Raw genomic sequence first — 18,758 nt, 5'->3', positions numbered from 1 at the left:
TTCGCGCCGTGGCGCGCTGGCTGCGGGAGAGAATGGGGCCATGACCGATTCACGGCTCGCCATCGTCGTCCTTGCCGCCGGACAGGGCACGCGGATGAAGTCATCCAGGCCCAAGGTGCTGCACGACCTGGCCGGCGTGCCGCTGCTCGGGCACGTGCTCGCCACCGCGCGGGAGTTGTCGGCCGCGCATGTCGTCACGGTGGTGCGTCACGAGCGCGACCTCGTCGCCGCCGCGGTCGCCGAGTTCCTTCCCGAAGCCCACGTCGTCGACCAAGACGACATCCCCGGCACCGGACGGGCCGTCGAGGTCGCCCTCGCGGCGCTGCCCGACGACTTCGACGGCGACGTCGTCGTCATCTCCGGCGACGTTCCGCTGCTCGACGCCGACACGATCGCCGGGCTGCTCGAGGCCCACCGTCGCGCGACCGCCGCCGCGACACTGCTGTCGGCGATCGTCGATGACGCGACCGGTTACGGTCGCATCGTGCGGGATGCCGACGGCGCCCTCCTCCGCATCGTCGAGCATGGTGACGCGAGCGACGAGGAGCGGGCGATCGCGGAGGTCAACTCGGGAACCTACGTGTTCACGGCTGCGTCACTGCGCGCGCAGCTGCCGCAACTCGCGACCCACAACGCCCAGGGCGAGCGCTACCTCACCGATGTCGTCGGCCTCCTGCACGAGGCCGGCGAGGCCGTCGAGGCCGTGCCCGCCCGCGACGCCTGGGTGGTCGAGGGCATCAACGACCGGGTGCAGCTCGCCCGCGCCGCCGCCCGGCTCAACGCCATGATCGTCCGCGGCTGGCAGCTCGCCGGCGTGACGGTGCATGACCCGGGCAGTACCTGGATCGATCTGCGCGCGACCCTGGCCGAGGATGTCGAACTCCTGCCGAACACGCACATCTCCGGGGCGACGACGATCGCCCGCGGCGCGCGCATCGGGCCCGACACGACGCTGCTCGACTGCGAGGTCGGCGAGGATGCGGTCGTGAAACGCACCGACGCGACCCTCGCGGTGATCGGCAAGAACGCCACGGTCGGGCCGTTCGCCTACCTCCGGCCGGGAACCGAGCTCGGCGAGGGCGGCAAGATCGGCACCTACGTCGAGACCAAGAACGCGAAGATCGGCGCCGGGTCGAAGGTGCCGCATCTGTCCTACATCGGCGACGCGACGATCGGCGAAGGCACCAACATCGGCGCCGGCGCGATCACCGCCAACTACGACGGCGTGAACAAGCACCCCACGACGATCGGCTCGCACGTGCACACCGGCACGCACAACTCGTTCGTCGCCCCGGTGACGATCGGCGACGACGCCACCGTCGGAGCCGGCACCGTCGTGCGGCGCGACGTGCCGCCCGGCGCGCTCGCGGTGAGCGTGGCGCAGTTGAAGTTCGTCGAGGGCTGGACGGCACGCCACCAGGCGGCGGCCCAGACCGCCGCCGACGCCCAGGACTGACCCTCTAAGCTGGAGATCCAAAGGGGCAGGAGCCAGGCGTGTCGGCCATCAAGATCACCGGTGAGAAGAGACTGGTCATCGTGAGCGGTCGGGCCCACCCGCAGCTCGCCGAAGACATCGCCGAGGAACTCGATTCCGAGCTCGTCCCGACCGAAGCCCGCACCTTCGCGAACGGCGAGATCTACGCCCGCTACGGCGACAGCATCCGCGGTGCGGACGTCTTCGTCATCCAGTCGCACACGTCGCCGATCAACGAGTGGTTCATGGAGCAGCTCATCATGATCGACGCGGCCAAGCGCGCGAGCGCGAAGCGCATCACGGTCGTCGCGCCGTTCTATCCGTACGCTCGCCAAGACAAGAAGGGCCGCGGCCGGGAGCCGATCTCGGCCCGCCTGGTCGCCGACCTGTTCAAGGCAGCCGGCGCCGACCGCATCATGAGCGTCGACCTGCACGCCGCGCAGATCCAGGGCTTCTTCGACGGCCCCGTCGATCACCTCTTCGCGATGCCCGTGCTGCTCGAGCACTTCCGGTCGAAACTCGACCCCGTGACGCTGACCGTCGTGAGCCCCGACATGGGCCGGGTGCGAGTGGCCGACATCTGGAGCGACAAGCTCGGCGCCCCGCTCGCGATCATCCACAAGCGCCGCGACCCACGGGTGGCCAACCAGGTGAGCGTGCACGAGATCGTCGGCGAGGTGGAGGGCCGGGTGTGCCTGCTCGTCGACGACATGATCGACACCGGACGCACGATCGTCAAAGCTGCTGAGGCCCTCAAGAAGCAGGGTGCGCTCGGCGTCGTCGTCGCGGCGACGCACGCCATCTTCTCCGACCCCGCCGTCGAGATCCTGCAGAGCGAGTTCATCGACTCGGTGGTCGTCACCGACACCCTGCCGATTCCCGACGAGAAGCGCTGGGATCGGCTGACGGTGCTGCCGATCGCCCCGCTGCTCGCCCGCGCCATCCACGAGGTGTTCGACGACGGGTCGGTCACCTCGATGTTCGACGGCGCCGCGTAGCGGTCAGCGCCCCCAGGCGCTCGCCGGAGCCGTGACGACTTCCACCGGCGTGTAGTGCCAGTGGCCGCCCCACGCGTAGTGGCCGCCGGCCCACGGTGAGGCCCAGATCGCGTATTCGATGGTCGCGGTGTCGGCGGATGCCGCGAAACCGGCCGCGATCTCGCGGTAGCCGCCGCTCGTGGTGAGGGCCTTCGCGACGACCCGTGCCGACTCGTCGAGACTCGAATACGAGGCGAAGCCGCCCATGCCGATGTTCAGGGGGTTATTGCGGCGGTACCAGTCGTCGGGGCCGTTCTCCTGCCGCATCCACCGCGTGATCACGGTGACGTTGCTGTCGGTGATCGGCCAGCCGGCGTAGAGCAGCACGAGCTTGGCCCAGTCGTGGTTGGTGCCGCCGGCGATGAAGGTCTCGGGGCCGGGCGTCGAGCCGAAGGCGTCGCGGGCGATCGCCGGCGTGGTCGCCGCGGCGCTGGCGGCATGAGCAGCCGGCACGGCGAAGTCCTGGGCGTATTGAGCGGCGTACTCGGCCCGCTGCTCGGCGAGCGAAGGCGGGGCGGCCAGGGGATACATGGCGATGCCGCCGAGAAGGATGAACGAACCCGCCGTCGCACCGAGGGCACGAAGGTTGGTCACGCGAGAAGGCAGTTTCGTGGCAGAAGTCATCCGCCGGGGAGGCTAACAGATGGGTCTGACCAGAGCCTGGGCAGAGCCCGAGAGTCGCGAAACGCGCGGTGTCACCCGGGGATGAGGCCGAGCGACCCGATCAGCAGCTCGCGACCGCCGAAGTCGCGCGCGTAGCAGTACCAGGAGGGACCGGCCGGGCCGAGCAGTTCGAAGCGGGTGACCGGTTCGGCGTCGATGGTGCCGGCCGCCGTCGCGCGGTCGCAGAGCGCCGCCGCGGTGCGGGCCTGCAGCGCGATCGTCGCGTACAGGCTCGGCACGACGAGTCCGATGACCCCCAGCACGATGACGACGCGCATGATGCGCAGGGTGGCCGGATGCCGCAACGGCCGGTCGTCGTTCGGAACGTAGCCGCGCAGTTCCGGGGGATCTTCGTCGTGCGACATCGCTCTACTCAACCACCCGTTGTCGGCCGTCGGTACGATGCGGCGGTGAGCCCCTCCCGTGATTCCCCTCAGCCGGGCGGGGTCGCCGAGGTCTTCGCCGCGTTCCTGAAGCTCGGGCTCACGTCGTTCGGTGGGCCGATCGCCCATCTGGGCTACTTCCGCACCGAGTTCGTCGAGCGGCGACGCTGGATCGACGAACGGGGCTACGGCGAACTCGTCGCGGTGAGCCAGTTCCTGCCGGGTCCGTCGTCGAGCCAGGTCGGGTTCGTCCTCGGCCTGCTCCGCGCCGGGCCGCTCGGGGCGCTCGCCGCCTTCACGGCGTTCACGCTGCCGTCGGCCGTTCTGCTCGTGCTGTTCGCGTTCGGGGTCGCCTGGTTCGAGGGCCCGGTCGCCGAGGGAGCGCTCGCCGGGCTCAAGGTCGTGGCCGTCGCGATCGTCGCCCAGGCGGTGGTCGGGATGGCGCGCACCCTGACCCCCGATCGGCGCCGCGCGGCCATCGCCGTTGCCGCGCTGGTGATCGTCGTCGCGTTCGCCGGCCCGGTCGGCCAGGTGGCGGCGATCCTCGTCGGCGCGGTCGCAGGAGTTCTGCTGTGCCGGGCGCCGGCCGATGCGTCGGGTGCGGAGCTGCGCTTCCCGATCCCGCGCTGGGTCGGCGTCACCGCGCTCGCCGGCTTCGCGGTGCTGCTGGCCGGGCTGCCGGTGCTCGCGGCCCTGGTGCGCTCACCCGCACTCACGCTGTTCGACTCCTTCGTGCGCTCGGGCGCTCTCGTCTTCGGCGGGGGGCACGTCGTGCTGCCGCTACTCGAAGCCGAGGTCGTCGGGCCGGGCTGGGTCGGATCCGACGAGTTCCTGGCCGGCTACTCCGCGGCGCAGGCCGTGCCGGGGCCGCTGTTCACCTTCGCCGGCTACCTCGGCGCGCTCGCCGAACCCGGACCGGGCGGAATCGCGGGGGCCGCACTCGCTCTCGCCGGGATCTTCCTGCCGGGCTTTCTCATCTTGATCGGCGTGTTGCCGTTCTGGAGCGCCCTGCGCACCCGCCCCCGGGCTCAAGGCTTCATCAGGGGCGCGAGCGCCGCGGTCGTGGGCATCCTGGCCGCCGCCCTCTACGACCCGGTCTTCACGAGCGCGATCGTCGACCCCGCCACCTTCGCCCTCGCGGTCGCCTGCTTCGTGCTCCTCACCGTCGCAAAGTCCCCGCCCTGGTCGGTCGTCCTCCTCGGAGCCGCCGCCGGCATCCTCCTCGAATTCCTCTGAGCTGCACCTCGCTGACCGTCGACCGGGACAGCCGCCGGCGCTGGCGTCGCGGCGAAGGCCAGAAATGGCCTTCGCTCTGTGCTCCAGCGCGCGGGGTAGGGGTCCCCGCTCTTGACTCGCACGAGCCATCCGGTGGCGACCCCCCGAGAGACGTCAGTGCGAGTCGGTCGCCGAAACCTCGGAGCGGTCGCCCGACCAGAGGGTGTGGAACGTCCCCTCCTTGTCGACGCGCTGGTAGGTGTGGGCGCCGAAGAAGTCGCGCTGCCCCTGCACGAGGGCGGCGGGCAGCCGCTCGGCGCGCAGACCGTCGTAGTAGGACAGCGACGACGAGAACGCGGGAGCCGGGATGCCGGACACCGCGGCCGCGGCGACGACGCGACGCCAGGCGTCGTGGGTGCGGGTGACGACGCCGCGGAAGAACGGGGCGGTGATGAGGCTCACCAGCCCCGGGTCGTCGGCGTAGCTCTCGGTGATGCGGTTGAGGAACGACGCGCGGATGATGCAGCCGCCGCGCCAGATCTTGGCGATCTCGCCCTTCTGGATGTTCCAGCCGTACTGTTCGGCACCGGCGACGATCGCGTCGAAACCCTGGCTGTAGGCGACGATCTTCGAGGCGTAGAGCGCCTGGCGCACGTCGTCGATGAAGGCGTCGGCATCCGCGACGGGGTGCACCTCCGGGCCGGGCAGGTTGCCGGCGGCGGCGCGCTGCAGCGGCTTCGACGAGAGCGAGCGGGCGAACACGGCTTCGGCGATGCCGGAGACCGGGATGCCGAGGTCGAGCGCGGTCTGCACGGTCCAGACGCCGGTGCCCTTCGAGCCGGCCTGGTCGAGGATGACGTCGACGAGGGGCTTGCCGGTTTCGGCGTCGACCTGGCGCAGCACCTCGGCCGTGATCTCGATGAGGTAGGACTCGAGTTCGCCGCGGTTCCATTCGGCGAAGATGTCGGCGATCTCAGCGGGCGTCTTACCGGTGCCGCGGCGGATGAGGTCGTAGGCCTCGGCGATGAGCTGCATGTCGGCGTACTCGATGCCGTTGTGGATCATCTTCACGAAGTGGCCGGCGCCGTCGTGGCCGACGTGGGTGACGCAGGGCTCGCCTTCGGCGATCGCGGCGATGGATTTCAGGATGGGGCCGAGGGTGACCCAGGATTCGTCGGATCCGCCGGGCATGATCGACGGGCCGTTGAGCGCGCCTTCCTCACCACCGGAGATGCCGGCGCCCACGAAGTTGATGCCGGTGGCGCGCACGGCGGCTTCGCGGCGGATGGTGTCGGTGAAGAGGGCGTTGCCGCCGTCGACGATGATGTCGCCCGGCTCGAACACCTTCACCAGTTCGTCGATGACGGCATCCGTGCCCTTGCCGGCCTGCACCATGATGAGCGCCGCGCGCGGCTTCTGCAGGGCGGCGGCGAACTCGGCGTACGACTTCGTCGCGACGAAGTTCGCCTCGGGATGCTCGGCGACCAGCGCATCGGTCTTCTCGGGGGAGCGGTTGAAGATCGCGACGGTGTTGCCCTCGCGGCTGGCGAGGTTGCGGGCGAGGTTGGAGCCCATGACGGCGAGGCCGACGACTCCGATGTTGGCGGTGGCAGCAGACGGGGAATTCACCGGATCAGGCTACCGTTGGCGGGATGTCCTTCCGACGCGCCCTTGTCGTCATGGGTGTCTCCGGCACCGGCAAGTCCACGATCGGTCGCGGCCTCGCCGAGACGCTCGGCCTTCCGTTCGTGGAGGGCGACGACCTGCATCCACCCGCCAACGTCGCCAAGATGGCGGCCGGCATCCCGCTCACCGACGCCGACCGCGCCCCCTGGCTCGACCGGATCGCCGCCGAACTCGATCGACCCGTCGTCATCACCTGTTCCGCGCTGAAGCGCAGCTATCGGGACCGATTGCGCGCCGCAGCACCGGATCTCGTGCTCGTCTACCTGCACGGATCGCCTGAACTTCTGGCGGCGCGGATGGCGCAGCGCGACGGTCACTTCATGCCGCCGTCGCTGCTCGAGTCCCAGCTGGCGACCCTCGAGGAACCGTCCGCCGATGAGGACGCGATCCCCGTCGACGTCGCGCTGCAACCCGACGAGATCGTCGAGCTGGTCGTCGATCGCCTCGGGTCGCGCGGCTGAGCCCCGATAGGCTGACGCCGTGGTGCGACCATTCGTCAGCCTTCTCGTGGCGGCCTCCGCCACGGTGGTCGGACTCGTCGTGAGCTGGGTCGGCGCGACCGCCCACGCCGCGCTCGCCGCGCGGTTCGAGCCCGACCCGGCCGGGCTGGCGCTCGGCTTCGTCGGCGCGAGCATCGTCGGCTGTGCGGCGCTGTCGGTGGCGATCCACTGGGTCGGTGCGCTCGTCGTCGGCGCCATCCACGGGCTGCTCGGGCTGCTCGCCCTCGTGGTGCCGTTCGGTAACCCGTTCGCGGGCGGGATCTTCAGCCCGGTCTTCCAGATCACCCGGATGCTGTCGAAGGTCGACCCGGCATTCGGCGACGGCGCCACGATGTTCTACTTCTCGGGCACCGCGCTCGTCGTCGGCGCCTTCCTCGTCGGAGCCGCCCTCGGCATCCGCTCGCGTCGGCTCGCCGGGCCGTCGAGCCCGAAGGCCGTCGCCGTGTCGTCGTCGCTGAGCGCCGTGACGTTGGTCGGCGCGTCGGCGTTGCTGCTGGTCGCCGGCGGGACCTTCGTGCAGCAGATCTTCCAGCTGTTGCGGTACGACGCCGTCTCGGCCGCGATCGCCGTCGTCGCGGGAGTGCTCGCCGGGCTCGCCGGGTTGCTGCTGCGCTGGTCGTCGATCGGCGTCATCCTGCCCGCCACGATCGTGTTCATCACCGGGTTCGTGCTCTTCGCGGCGCTACTGCCGCTTCCGCCGTCGTTCCCGGGACGACTCCCCGCCGCCTACGGTCTGGTGATGATCGCCGGCGCCACTTTTCTCGCCGCCGCGATCGGCGGGGCGGTGCGCGGGCGCGACGAGGTGATCGAGGAGTCCGCGGTCCTCTGACCCCGGGGTGTCCGTTCCGCCCGGTGCCTGTAACATGGGCACCTGAACTTCGGCGAGGGCATCCGCATTGCGGGGCCGTGATCGACGCGGTGGGCGGGCCTTACGTCTTCCTCGCGCTTTCGTGCGTTCGAGTTGAATCCGACACAGTGGGGCGAAGGCCCCGGAATCCAGGAGTACACCCGTGGCTGACAACACCAAGCCTGCACAGGACAACAAACTCACCGTCGAGGTGCGCACCGAATTCGGTAAGGGCTTCGCCCGCCGGCTGCGCGCCGCCGGCAAGATCCCGGCCGTGATCTACGGTCACGGAACCGAGCCGCAGCACGTGGCTCTGCCGGGTCACGAGACCGCGCTCATCATCCGCAAGGCGAACCAGGTGCTCGACCTGCAGATCGGCGGCAAGAGCCAGCTCGCGCTCGTCAAGGATGTGCAGAAGGACCCGGTGCACCAGGTCATCGAGCACCTCGACCTCATCGTCGTGCGTGCCGGCGAGAAGGTCACGGTCGACGTGCCGGTGCACCTCGAAGGCGAGTCGGCTCCCGAGACGAGCGTCAACCTCGACTCGACCACGATCTCGCTCGAGGTCGAGGCGACCCACATCCCCGAGAGCATCACGGTCAGCATCGAGGGCCTCACCGAGGGCAGCCACATCCTGGCGAAGGACGTCAAGCTGCCTGCCGGCGCGACGCTGGTCACCGACCCCGAGGTGCTGATCGTCGGCATCACGGGCGAGGCCCAGGTCGACCTCGGCGAGGCCGAAGAGGTCGCCGCCGAAGGCGAGGCCGCGGAGGGTGAAGCCGCCGAGTCGGCCGAGGGCGACGCCGCGGCCGCCGAGGCCGCCGAGTAACGCCACCCGGCATGGCCGACGATCGCTGGCTCGTGGTCGGGCTCGGGAATCCCGGGCCCGGCTACGCCGGCCATCGTCACAACGTCGGCCAGATGGTCGTGGCCGAGCTGGCCTCGCGCCTCGGCACGACGCTCAAGGTCCACAAGGCGGGCGCGACCGTCGGGGAGGCTCGAGTGCGCCCCGGCGGAGACCGCATCGCACTGGCCGTCCCGTCGACCTTCATGAACGTGTCGGGTCGACCCGTCGCGGCGCTGTTGAAGTTCTACTCCCTCGACGCCTCGAAGCTCATCGTCGTCCACGATGAGCTCGACCTGCCGTTCGACACCGTGCGCCTGAAGACCGGGGGCGGCCCGGGCGGCCACAACGGCGTTCGCGACATCATCGCCGTCGCCGGGCCCGATTTCGTGCGCGTACGGGTCGGGATCGGTCGCCCGCCGGGCCGTCAGGATCCCGCAGACTACGTGCTGTCGCCGTTCGCGAAGGCGGAGCGTGAGGCGCTGCCGAGTCTCATCTCGGATGCCGCCGACGCGACCGAGCAGATCCTCACCGACGGCCTCCTCGCCGCTCAGCAACGCTGGCACGCGCCGCGTGGGGCCCCCGAGCCGACGGGGGACAAGGGATAGACAGATCGGTCTGTCCCTACTTCTGGCACTGGTGGAGCCTGAACGCCGATGATTAGCTTCAGCTCATAGAACGGTCGCGCGACTCGGGGGGGCTCGCGCGAGCTGGGCCGCAGGCTTCCCCTGTAACTGAAGAGGTAGTCTGCAATGAGCGCCAACAAGGGGAACAAGAAGCGCCTTCTCGCCGCCGGCATCGTCACCGCGATCGTTCTGGGTGGCGCTGGAGCCGCCTACGCGTACTGGACCAACTCCGGGTCGGGTACCGGGTCGGCTGACACCGGCACCAACACGCCGATCACCGTCGTTCAGACGAGCGTCCTCACGGATCTCGAGCCGGGGGTGGCTCCGCAGACGCTGAGCGGCAACTTCAACAACCCGAACGACGGGTCGGTCTTCGTCGCGTCGGTCACCGTCAGCATCGACAGCGTTGTCGACGCGCTGGGCGAGCCGGCCGTGGGTTGCGAAGCCGACGACTACGTCATCGCCAACGCGACGATGACCGTCAACGCGAACGTGCCCTCGGGCAGCGGCGTGGGCTCCTGGTCGGGAGCCACCATCGCGTTCGTGAACGAGGCAGCCGAGAACCAGGACGGCTGCAAGAACGCCACGGTCAACCTGGTCTACACGTCCAACTGATCGTCGGTCGCTGAAGCGGTGGGGTGACGGTCGTCACTCCACCGCTCAGCCGCGTACCGCTTCGCCTTGAGTTTCGAGGGGCGAAGGGAGGCAGCACATGGTCACCCCCCGACGCCGCTGGCTGATCGCCATCGGGATGCTCGTCGTCGGCCTCGTCATCGGGGCCGCACTGACGTGGGCGATCGTGACGCGCTCGTTCTCGTTCGGTGGGAACGCAGACGCCGTCGCCGATCGGCCCTCGCCTTCGTTCTCGATCAGCGGCGATCTGGCTGAACCGTTCTTCCCCGGAGGGTCTGCCCCCCTGAACCTCAGCATCTCGAATCCACTGGACACCGACCTCGTGGTGACCGAACTTCGCGTGGAGGTCGACGGGGTGGACGCGCCGAACGCCACGGAGTCGCTTCCGTGCAGCGTCGAGGACTTCGCGGTGAAACAGATCGCGGGAGCCGGCGAACTCGTCGTCCCCGCGGGGACGACGACGTCCCTCGCAGAACTCGGCGTTCCGAGTGACGACTGGCCGCAAGTGCTGATGCTCGACACCGCGCGCAATCAGGACGGCTGCAAGGCCGCCTCGTTCGCCCTCGCCTATTCGGCAGTCGGGAGGATCGTCGAATGATCCGCCGTCGCCGTCTCGCGATCCTCGGTGCCTGCGCCGCGTTCGCACTTGTCGTGCTGCCGGTGGGAGGCATCGCCCTCGCCTACTGGGGCGGCACCGGGAACGGCACCGGCACCAGCGCGACCGGTGACGTCGTGCCCGTCACCCTCACGGTCGGCACGCCGCCGGCCAACCTTCGCCCCGGCGCCACCGCCCACGTCGTCCTGACGGCGACCAACACGAACGACACCGCGGTGCGCATCAACTCGCTCAGCCTCGACACGGCCAGCGGCACGGGAGGCTTCGCCGTCGACGCCGGCCACAGCAGCTGCAACGTCGCCGTCCTGAGCTTCTCGACGCAGACCAACGGCGGCAGCGGGTGGACGATCCCGGCCCGGGTGGGCCTGGTCAACGGCTCGCTGGGCATCACCCTGCCGAACGCGATCGGGATGTCGACATCCGCCGCCAACGCCTGTCAAGGCGCCACGTTCACGGTCTATCTGGTGAGCGCATGACGACAGCCGCGCTCTCCGCACCCCGGGCCCGGCACCTCTCTGCGCCGGCCCGGTGGAAGCGCGCGCTCCTCATGATGTGCGCCGCCGCCCTGCTCGTGCTCGTCGGCGGCGCTGCGTGGTCGTACTGGCTCGTCGCCGTCACGGCGGGGAGTGCCGGCTCGGCCCTCGCGACCTCGGTGAGCGCCGGTGCGACGCCGACCGCGACCGCGAGCGGCGCGAATGTCACCGTGAGCTGGTCGGCGTCGACCCTGGCCAACGGGGCGGCGGTGACCGGATACGAGATCCGCCGGTACAACTCGTCGACGCTCGCTCTGCAGACGATCCTCAGCGCGTGCACAGGTGTGGTGACGGCGACGAGCTGCATCGAGAGCTCGGTTCCCGCGGGTACCTGGCGATACACGGTGACGCCGGTGTTCGCCACGAACTGGCGCGGCACCGAGAGCGCCATGAGCGCCGTCGTCACCGTCGATACGACTCCGCCGGTCAATGCCCTCTCGCTGAGCAACGTCAGCGGCGGGGCGGCTCTCGTCGGTTCGACCGTCTACTACCGCGGATCCACCGTGGGATCGTTCACGGTGACCAACACCGTCACCGACGGCGGCACGGGACCGGCCTCGAGCCAGACCGGTGCACTGGGTGGCACGACGACTGGGTGGACCCACACCCCGTCGACCGTCTCCGCTCCGGCGGGCGGGCCGTACGTCTCCAACCCGTTTGCGTGGGGCGCGGCGACGGCCAGCACCCCCACGGTCGCCGTCACCGGGCGTGATGTGATCGGCAACACAGCGGTCACCAACCTGACCTTCACCAACGACACGACCGCACCGCCCCTCGGCTCGCTCAGCTACCTTGACGGCAACCAGCCCGGCAAGTCGGTGACGCTGACCTTCACGACCGGCACGGACGCCGGCGCCGGCGTGGCTACTCGACAGTTGCAGCGTTCGCAGGCGGCCAACAACAGCGGCACCTGCGGCAGCACGTACTCGAACTTCATCGATATCGGGTCCACCTCGCCGACGTCACCGTACGTCGACAGCCAGGTCGTGAACGCGATGTGTTACATCTACCGCTACGTGGTGACGGATGCCGTCGGCAATCAATCGATCACGACGAGCGCGAGTGTCGCCAAGGTCGACTATCGGGGAGCGGTGGTCGACACGGCCGGGCAGCTCAGCCGGTGGCGGCTCGGCGATGCCAGCACCGCCGGGGTCATGGATGACAAGGGCGTCGCCAACAACGACGGCACCTTCTTCAACGCTCCGACACCGGGGGTGACCGGCGCTCTGCCCAACGACCTCGACACCGCGGTGCAGTTCGACGGGATCAACGACTACGCGACCGCGGCTCGACAGATCGCCGCCGACTTCTCGATCGAGTTCTGGGTCAAGTCCTCGCAGAACTTCGTCGGCGAGGTCTACGGGCAGACCCCGTGCACCCAGTGGTGGCACGGCGCCGGACTGGTCGACGCCGACCTCGCCGGTGGGGCGCAGGACTTCGGGGTCTCGATGTGCGCGGGCAAGATCGTCGCGGGCGTCGGGCTGCCCGAGATCAGCGTCGCGTCGCCCGCCACCTACAACGACAACCGGTGGCACCACGTCGTCTTCACCCGCACCCAGTCGACGGGCGCGCTCGCGCTCTATGTGGACGGTGCGCTCGTCGGCACGACGACGGGAAACACTGGATTGCTCAACGCGCAGTCGACGCTCAACTTCGGCCGGCTGGGTTTCGGGGCCAACTACTTCGCGGGAACCCTCGACGAGGTCGCGGTCTACACGAGCGTGCTCCCCGCGGGGACGGTGACGAACCATTACCAGCTGGGTACGTCCGGTGCATCCGACACGACCGGCCCGACCGGCGGCTCGGTCGACGCGACCGGACTCGTCGGCACCGGGTCGCGCTACTCGACGTCGCCCAACCTCAGCATCGGGTTCAGCGCGGGCACCGACTCGAGCGGACTCTTGACCACCGGCCGCACGCTGACCCGCGCCACAGCGACGCTGACCACCGGAACGTGTGGCACCTTCGGCAGCTACGCGCTGGTGACCGGTGGGACCGACCCGACGTCGCCGAGGGCCGACACCGTCACTACGGGCGCTTGCTACCGGTACCAGTACACGGTCTCGGACACGCTCGGCAACACGACGACCTACACGAGCGGCGACATCAAGGTCGACGACACCGCCCCGTCGACGCCGACCCTCGCGATCTCGTCGCCGGTCAACTCCTACTGGAGCGGCTCGGGCTCCACCGTCTACTACAACTCCGGTGCGGCATCGGGCTCGTTCGTCGTCACCGGCACCTCGACTGACGCTCAGTCGGGCATCGCGAGCTGGGCATACCAGGCGGCGGGCACGAACTGGACGTCCACGCCCGGCGCTCTCGGCGTGAACACCTACTCCTGGAGTGGCGCCCCGGCGGCTCCGGGCACGCGTACGGTGACGGCGACGAACAACGCCGGCACGGCATCCACCGCGTCGAACCTGACGTTCGTGGCCGACAACACGGCGCCGGCCGCGGGCACGGTCAGCTACCTCAACGGCATCTACAGCGGCACCACGATCTCGGTCTCGTTCACGACGGGAACCGAGAGCGGTTCCGGCATTGCGAGCCGATTGCTGCAACGCGCGACGGCAACTCAGAACGGCGGAACCTGCGGCACCTTCGGCAGCTTCGCGACCGTGTCCGGCGGCACCAGCCCGACCTCGCCCTTCACCGACACGGTGAGCGGGAGCGGCACGTGCTACATGTACCGCTACGTCGTCACCGACAACGTCGGCAACCAGCACATTGCGACGAACGCGAACGTTGCCCGTTCGCCCGGCGCCATCTGGGCCTTCAATGAAGGCTTCGGTGCCACGGCCGCCGACAGTTCGGGCAACCTCAACTCGCTCACCCTGCAAGCGGGCGCCACGTGGGCGGTCAGCAAATCCGGGCTGGGGTCCGCGCTGAACCTATCGGGCGCGACCAACAGCTGGGCGCTGACGTCGGGCAACCAGCGCGTGATCGAGACGAGCGAGAGCTACACCGTCGCCGCCTGGGTCAAGTTCAACAACACCGCGGGCTACCAGACGCTGGCTTCCATCGACGGCACCAATGTCAGCCCCTTCTTCATCGGAACCAACGGTGCGGGCAAGTTCCGCTTCGCGCAGACCGGCGGCGACTCGACCTCGAGCGCGTTCGTCACCATCGACGGTGCGGCGACGCTTGTGACGGGCACCTGGTATCACGTCGCCGGTGTTTACAACAAGACGGCGGGCACGATGCAGCTCTACGTCAACGGCGTGTCGCAGGGGACGGCCACGGCACCGACCTCGTGGACCGCCTTCGGGCCCACCATCGTCGGCGCCGCCAAGTGGAACGGCGTCCGCACCGACTATGTGAACGGCGCGATCGACGAGGTGCGCTTCTACGGCCGCGTGCTGAGCGGTGCTGAGATCGCGGCACTCGCGGCGATGTGATCCTCGCCCGCCTAAGCTCGAACGAGTGGGTCTGCATGCCGTGATTCCGAGGTTGGCGCATGCCCGCGCGCTCCAGACCGCCCTGAAACTGAGCGGAACCGACGCCGACTTCTCCCTCGTCGAGGGGCTGCGTGTGCCGGTCATCGCCGCGCTGCTCGACGCCCGGGGACCGGCGCAGGCGGTGCTCGCCGTCACCGCGACGAGCCGTGAGGCCGAGGCGATCACCGGGTCGCTGCACGCCTACCTGCCCGACGCGACGGTGCTCGACTTCCCGGCGTGGGAGACCCTGCCGCACGAGCGCCTGAGCCCGAGCGCCGAGACGGTGGGACGACGCCTGCGCACCCTGCGCGAGATCGCGCGGTGGGACGCCGCCCGTCGTGGCCACCTCGTCGTCGTCGCCAGCGTGCGTGCCGCGTTGCAGCCCGTCGTGCCCGGCCTCGCCGACGTCCCGTCGCTCGAACTCACCCGCGGCGGGCGCGGTTACGACCTCCCCGGCCTGTCCCTGAAGCTCGCCGAGCTGGCCTACGCCCGAGTCGACCTCGTCACCCGACGCGGCGAGTTCGCGGTGCGCGGCGGCATCCTCGACGTCTTCCCGCCGGATGCCGAACATCCGGTGCGCGCTGACTTCTTCGGCGACGAGATCGAGCAACTGCGCTTCTTCTCGGTCGCCGATCAGCGTTCGCTGCCCGACGATCTGACCTCCGTCGACCTGCTGCCGAGCCGCGAACTGCTGCTCACCGACGCGGTGCGGCAGCGCGCCCGGGAGATGGAGCGCGAGTTCCCGAGTCTCGAGGGGATGCTGGCGAAGATCGCCGAAGGCATCCCGGTCGAGGGGATGGAGAGTCTCGCCCCCGCGCTCGTCGGCGAACTGGTGCCGGTCACCGACCTGCTGCCCGAGGATGCCGCGGTGGCGATCCTCAGCCCGGAACGCGTCGCCACCCGGGCGCTGAGCCTCGCGGAGACCAACCGCGAGTTCCTCGAGGCGGCCTGGAGCGCGGCGACGGCGGGGGCGAAGGCGCCGATCAGCCTCGACCGCGGCGACTTCCTCACCGTCTCCCAGCTGCGCGCGGCGGCGAGGCCGCGCACCTGGTGGACGTTCAGCCCGTTCGACTCCGACGCCGACGAGGTCGTGCGCATCCCGGGCACCGTCATCCCGAGCTTCGCCGGTCAGGTCGAGGGCGCCGTCGACTACGTCGCGGGTCTCGTGCGCGATGGCTGGAACGTGACGGTGACCGCAGCCGGCGCGGGCCTCGTGGAACGTGCGGGTGACGTGCTCGCCGAGGCCGGGGTGGCGCCCACGCTGGAGCAGGCCGCGATCGAGGCGGGGTTCGCGCTGCCCGACGAGAAGATCGCCGTGCTCTCCGAGGCCGAGTTCTACGGGCGAGCCGCATCGGTCGACGCGCGCGGCACCCGGCGGCTGGCGAGCCGCCGCAAGAACGTCGTCGACCCGCTGCAGCTGAAGGCCGGCGACTACGTCGTGCACGAGACCCACGGGATCGGCCGGTTCGTCGAACTCATCCAGCGCGAGGTGGCGTCGGGGGAGCGCACCGCGCGCGGCCCGCTCGGCACGCAACACGCCCGCGTTGTACGCGAGTACCTCGTGCTGGAGTACGCGCCGAGCAAACGCGGCGGCGCGCCCGACCGGCTCAGTGTGCCGACCGACCAGCTCGATCTGCTCTCCCGCTACGTCGGCGGTGAGGCACCCGCCCTGTCGAAGATGGGCGGATCCGACTGGGCGGCCGCGAAGGGCAAGGCCCGCAAGGCGGTGCGCGACATCGCCGTCGAACTGGTGAAGCTCTACTCCGCGCGCATGGCGAGTGTCGGGCACGCCTTCCCGCCCGACACCCCGTGGCAGCGCGAACTCGAGGAGGCCTTCGCCTTCGCCGAGACGCCCGACCAGCTCATCACGATCGACGACGTCAAGGCCGACATGGAACGGCCGATCCCGATGGACCGGCTCATCTCGGGCGACGTCGGCTACGGCAAGACCGAGATCGCCGTGCGCGCCGCGTTCAAGGCCGTGCAGGACGGCAAGCAGGTCGCGATGCTCGTGCCGACGACGCTGCTCGTGCGGCAGCACATGGAGACCTTCGCCGAGCGCTTCGCCGGCTTCCCCGTGCACCTGCGTGCGCTCAGCCGGTTCCAGACCGACAAGGAGTCGAAGGAGACCATCGAGGGGCTCGCCGACGGCTCGGTGGATGTCGTCATCGGCACCCACCGACTGCTCAGCGACGGCATCCGCTTCAAGGATCTCGGGCTCGTCGTCATCGACGAGGAGCAGCGCTTCGGGGTCGAGCACAAGGACGCGCTGAAGAAGCTGAAGACCAACGTCGACATCCTCGCCATGAGCGCGACGCCGATCCCGCGCACGCTCGAGATGGCGGTGACCGGCATCCGCGAAATGTCGACCCTCGCGACCCCGCCGGAAGACCGGCATCCGATCCTCACCTTCGTCGGCCCGTACAACGAGAAGCAGGTGGCGGCCGCCATCCGGCGCGAGCTGCTGCGCGAGGGTCAGGTGTTCTTCGTGCACAACCGCGTCTCGTCGATCAACCGCGTCGCGGCACAGCTCGCCGACCTCGTGCCCGAGGCCCGCATCGCCGTCGCCCACGGGCAGCTCTCCGAGAACGTGCTCGAGCAGGTGATCGTCGACTTCTGGGAACGCAAGTTCGATGTCCTGGTGAGCACGACGATCATCGAGACCGGCATCGACATCGCCAACGCCAACACCCTCATCATCGACGCCGCCGACAAGTACGGGCTCTCGCAACTGCACCAGATCCGCGGGCGGGTCGGCCGCGGACGGGAGCGCGCCTACGCGTACTTCCTCTACGACGACGCCAAGCCGCTCGGCGAGGTCGCGCAGGACCGCCTCGAGACGATCGCCGCCAACACCGAACTCGGCTCGGGGATGCAGGTCGCCCTGAAGGACCTCGAGATCCGCGGTGCCGGCAACCTGCTCGGCGGCGAGCAGTCGGGTCATATCGCCGGTGTCGGCTTCGACCTCTACCTGCGCATGATCGGCGAGGCCGTCGCGACCTTCCGCGGCGACGTCGCCGAAGGGCAGACCGAGTTGCGCCTCGAGCTGCCGGTGGATGCCCGCATCCCCGAGGAGTACCTCGAGAGCGAGCGGCTACGGCTCGAGGCGTACCAGAAGCTCTCCACGGCGGCGGCTCCGGCGTCGACCGACGACGCCATCGACGCGGTCGCCGAGGAGCTCGCCGACCGCTACGGCGAACTGCCGGATGCCGTGAAGAACCTGGTCGCGATCTCCCGACTGCGCCGCGCGGCCATCAAGGCGGGGCTCTCGGAGGTGGTCGCCGTCGGCGGCAACCTGCGCATCGCCCCCGCCGAGCTGCCCGACTCGAAGCAGTTGCGGCTCAAGCGCATGTACCCGGGAGCCCGCGTGTTCGCCGCCGCGAAAGCGCTCAGCATCCCGCTGCCGCAGGGCACCGACGCCGACCTCATCGCCTGGGTCGACGGCGTGCTCACCGCTCTCTTCGCCCCGCCCCTTCCTACGCCTCCCGCGGGTTGAGGACGCGGCCGAGGGCGATCGGGATGAGCACCATCGACCGCAGGTCGATCACCACGTGCAGCACGATCGGCACGAGGATCGACCCGGTCACGAGGTAGAGCGCCACGAAGACCGCCCCGAGCACGGTCGAGAAGAGGATGCCGAGCGGGCCCTGGTAGACGTGCAGCACCCCGAAGAGCAGGGTCGCGCCGAGAAACGCCACGACGGCATCACCGGTCACCGCGAACCCCAGCGCCGGCAGGCCGAGGCGGAACAGCAGCTCCTCGAAGACCCCGGCACTCACCGACAGCCCCGCGCCGTATGGCAGCTCGCCGCGCGTGCGGGGCAGCAGCGCGCGGATGTCGCCGATCGCCGGTGCCTCGTCGAGCGAGCGGCGCAGGAGCACGACCGGCACGACAAGTCCCGCGAGCACGACGACGGCAGCCGCAACCGCCACGGCGAGCCCGACGTCGGAGGCGAGGAACGCGCGCATCGCGGCGATCGGTTCCCAGCGCTGGGCGGCGACGAGCACCGGGGAGATCTGCGGCCACGCCCCGACGATCGTCGCGAGCGACAGACCGCCGAGTGCGAGCGCCCCCTCGATCAGCCAGCGCCGGTAGACCTTCTGCCGGGCGACCGTCGAGCGCAGCCGCTTGAAGCGACCGTATTCACGACGCTCGCGGGTGAGCGCCCGCCAGAGCAGCACCCCCACCACGACGCCGAGGAGGGCGAGAGCAGGGGCATCCACCTGCCCATCATCCTCGAATTGCCAGCGCGGGCGTGCGC

At 69.9% G+C, this 18,758-nt stretch carries 16 protein-coding genes; 12 read left to right on the top strand and 4 right to left on the bottom strand.

All coding sequences use genetic code 11. The features are described from left to right. The first annotated feature begins 40 nt into the window (after positions 1 to 40). The gene (gene glmU / locus IE173_RS09985; RefSeq protein WP_191283319.1) at positions 41 to 1,456 is read left to right on the top strand and encodes a bifunctional UDP-N-acetylglucosamine diphosphorylase/glucosamine-1-phosphate N-acetyltransferase GlmU; all 1,416 of its coding nucleotides are present in this window, start codon (positions 41 to 43) and stop codon (positions 1,454 to 1,456) included. Positions 1,457 to 1,494: 38 nt separating this feature from the next. Next, positions 1,495 to 2,472, top strand: coding sequence for a ribose-phosphate diphosphokinase (locus IE173_RS09980; protein WP_191283318.1), 978 nt, complete (start codon positions 1,495 to 1,497; stop codon positions 2,470 to 2,472). A 3-nt stretch (positions 2,473 to 2,475) separates the two neighbouring features. Here the strand turns inward: IE173_RS09980 and IE173_RS09975 are convergent, their stop codons facing one another. Together IE173_RS09975 and IE173_RS09970 are read right to left on the bottom strand one after the other, a co-directional pair. Beyond that, on the bottom strand, positions 2,476 to 3,135 hold the full coding sequence (locus IE173_RS09975; protein WP_191283317.1) for a hypothetical protein: 660 nt from the start codon (positions 3,133 to 3,135) through the stop codon (positions 2,476 to 2,478). 71 nt (positions 3,136 to 3,206) lie between these two features. Then, the gene (locus IE173_RS09970; protein WP_191283411.1) at positions 3,207 to 3,539 is read right to left on the bottom strand and encodes a hypothetical protein; all 333 of its coding nucleotides are present in this window, start codon (positions 3,537 to 3,539) and stop codon (positions 3,207 to 3,209) included. A 45-nt stretch (positions 3,540 to 3,584) separates the two neighbouring features. Between IE173_RS09970 and chrA the strand changes: the two genes are divergently transcribed. Continuing rightward, positions 3,585 to 4,793 carry a chromate efflux transporter gene (chrA, locus tag IE173_RS09965; protein WP_229842028.1) on the top strand — a complete coding sequence of 403 codons (1,209 nt, stop codon included), beginning with the start codon at positions 3,585 to 3,587 and terminating at the stop codon, positions 4,791 to 4,793. A gap of 153 nt (positions 4,794 to 4,946) precedes the next feature. Here chrA and gndA read toward each other — a convergent pair whose 3' ends face one another. Beyond that, entirely contained in the window at positions 4,947 to 6,401 is a 1,455-nt protein-coding gene (gndA, locus tag IE173_RS09960) for an NADP-dependent phosphogluconate dehydrogenase (protein WP_191283315.1), read from the bottom strand. 23 nt (positions 6,402 to 6,424) lie between these two features. Here gndA and IE173_RS09955 point away from each other — a divergent pair, with 23 nt between their 5' ends. The 9 genes from IE173_RS09955 (at position 6,425) to mfd (ending at position 17,993) form a co-directional block, all read left to right on the top strand. Further along, positions 6,425 to 6,919, top strand: coding sequence for a gluconokinase (locus tag IE173_RS09955; protein ID WP_191283314.1), 495 nt, complete (start codon positions 6,425 to 6,427; stop codon positions 6,917 to 6,919). Positions 6,920 to 6,938: 19 nt separating this feature from the next. Then, positions 6,939 to 7,787 (top strand): hypothetical protein, encoded by an 849-nt coding sequence (locus tag IE173_RS09950; protein WP_191283313.1) that lies wholly within the window; start codon positions 6,939 to 6,941, stop codon positions 7,785 to 7,787. 181 nt (positions 7,788 to 7,968) lie between these two features. Continuing rightward, a complete protein-coding gene (locus tag IE173_RS09945; RefSeq protein ID WP_191283312.1) occupies positions 7,969 to 8,634 on the top strand; it encodes a 50S ribosomal protein L25/general stress protein Ctc in 666 nt (221 codons plus the stop codon). A gap of 11 nt (positions 8,635 to 8,645) precedes the next feature. Further along, on the top strand, positions 8,646 to 9,257 hold the full coding sequence (gene pth / locus IE173_RS09940) for an aminoacyl-tRNA hydrolase (RefSeq protein ID WP_191283311.1): 612 nt from the start codon (positions 8,646 to 8,648) through the stop codon (positions 9,255 to 9,257). 144 nt (positions 9,258 to 9,401) lie between these two features. Then, the gene (locus tag IE173_RS09935; RefSeq protein ID WP_191283310.1) at positions 9,402 to 9,890 is read left to right on the top strand and encodes a flagellar basal body-associated FliL family protein; all 489 of its coding nucleotides are present in this window, start codon (positions 9,402 to 9,404) and stop codon (positions 9,888 to 9,890) included. 97 nt (positions 9,891 to 9,987) lie between these two features. Beyond that, the gene (locus tag IE173_RS09930; RefSeq protein ID WP_191283309.1) at positions 9,988 to 10,506 is read left to right on the top strand and encodes a hypothetical protein; all 519 of its coding nucleotides are present in this window, start codon (positions 9,988 to 9,990) and stop codon (positions 10,504 to 10,506) included. Further along, on the top strand, positions 10,503 to 11,000 hold the full coding sequence (locus tag IE173_RS09925) for a hypothetical protein (protein WP_191283308.1): 498 nt from the start codon (positions 10,503 to 10,505) through the stop codon (positions 10,998 to 11,000). The genes IE173_RS09930 and IE173_RS09925 overlap by 4 nt, the downstream gene beginning before the upstream one ends. After that, entirely contained in the window at positions 10,997 to 14,458 is a 3,462-nt protein-coding gene (locus IE173_RS09920; protein ID WP_191283307.1) for a LamG domain-containing protein, read from the top strand. Before IE173_RS09925 ends, IE173_RS09920 begins: the two co-directional genes overlap by 4 nt. A 25-nt stretch (positions 14,459 to 14,483) precedes the next feature. After that, a complete protein-coding gene (gene mfd, locus IE173_RS09915) occupies positions 14,484 to 17,993 on the top strand; it encodes a transcription-repair coupling factor (RefSeq protein WP_191283306.1) in 3,510 nt (1,169 codons plus the stop codon). On the opposite strand, the gene IE173_RS09910 is transcribed toward mfd, so the two are convergent. Next, positions 17,974 to 18,720 carry a CPBP family intramembrane glutamic endopeptidase gene (locus IE173_RS09910; RefSeq protein WP_191283305.1) on the bottom strand — a complete coding sequence of 249 codons (747 nt, stop codon included), beginning with the start codon at positions 18,718 to 18,720 and terminating at the stop codon, positions 17,974 to 17,976. The genes mfd and IE173_RS09910 overlap by 20 nt on opposite strands. Between the last annotated feature and the right edge of the window lie 38 nt (positions 18,721 to 18,758).

The organism is Pseudolysinimonas yzui, from assembly GCF_014653215.1.
In the GTDB taxonomy this organism is placed as follows: domain Bacteria; phylum Actinomycetota; class Actinomycetes; order Actinomycetales; family Microbacteriaceae; genus Pseudolysinimonas_A; species Pseudolysinimonas_A yzui.
This window is presented reverse-complemented; position numbering and strand designations above follow the sequence as displayed.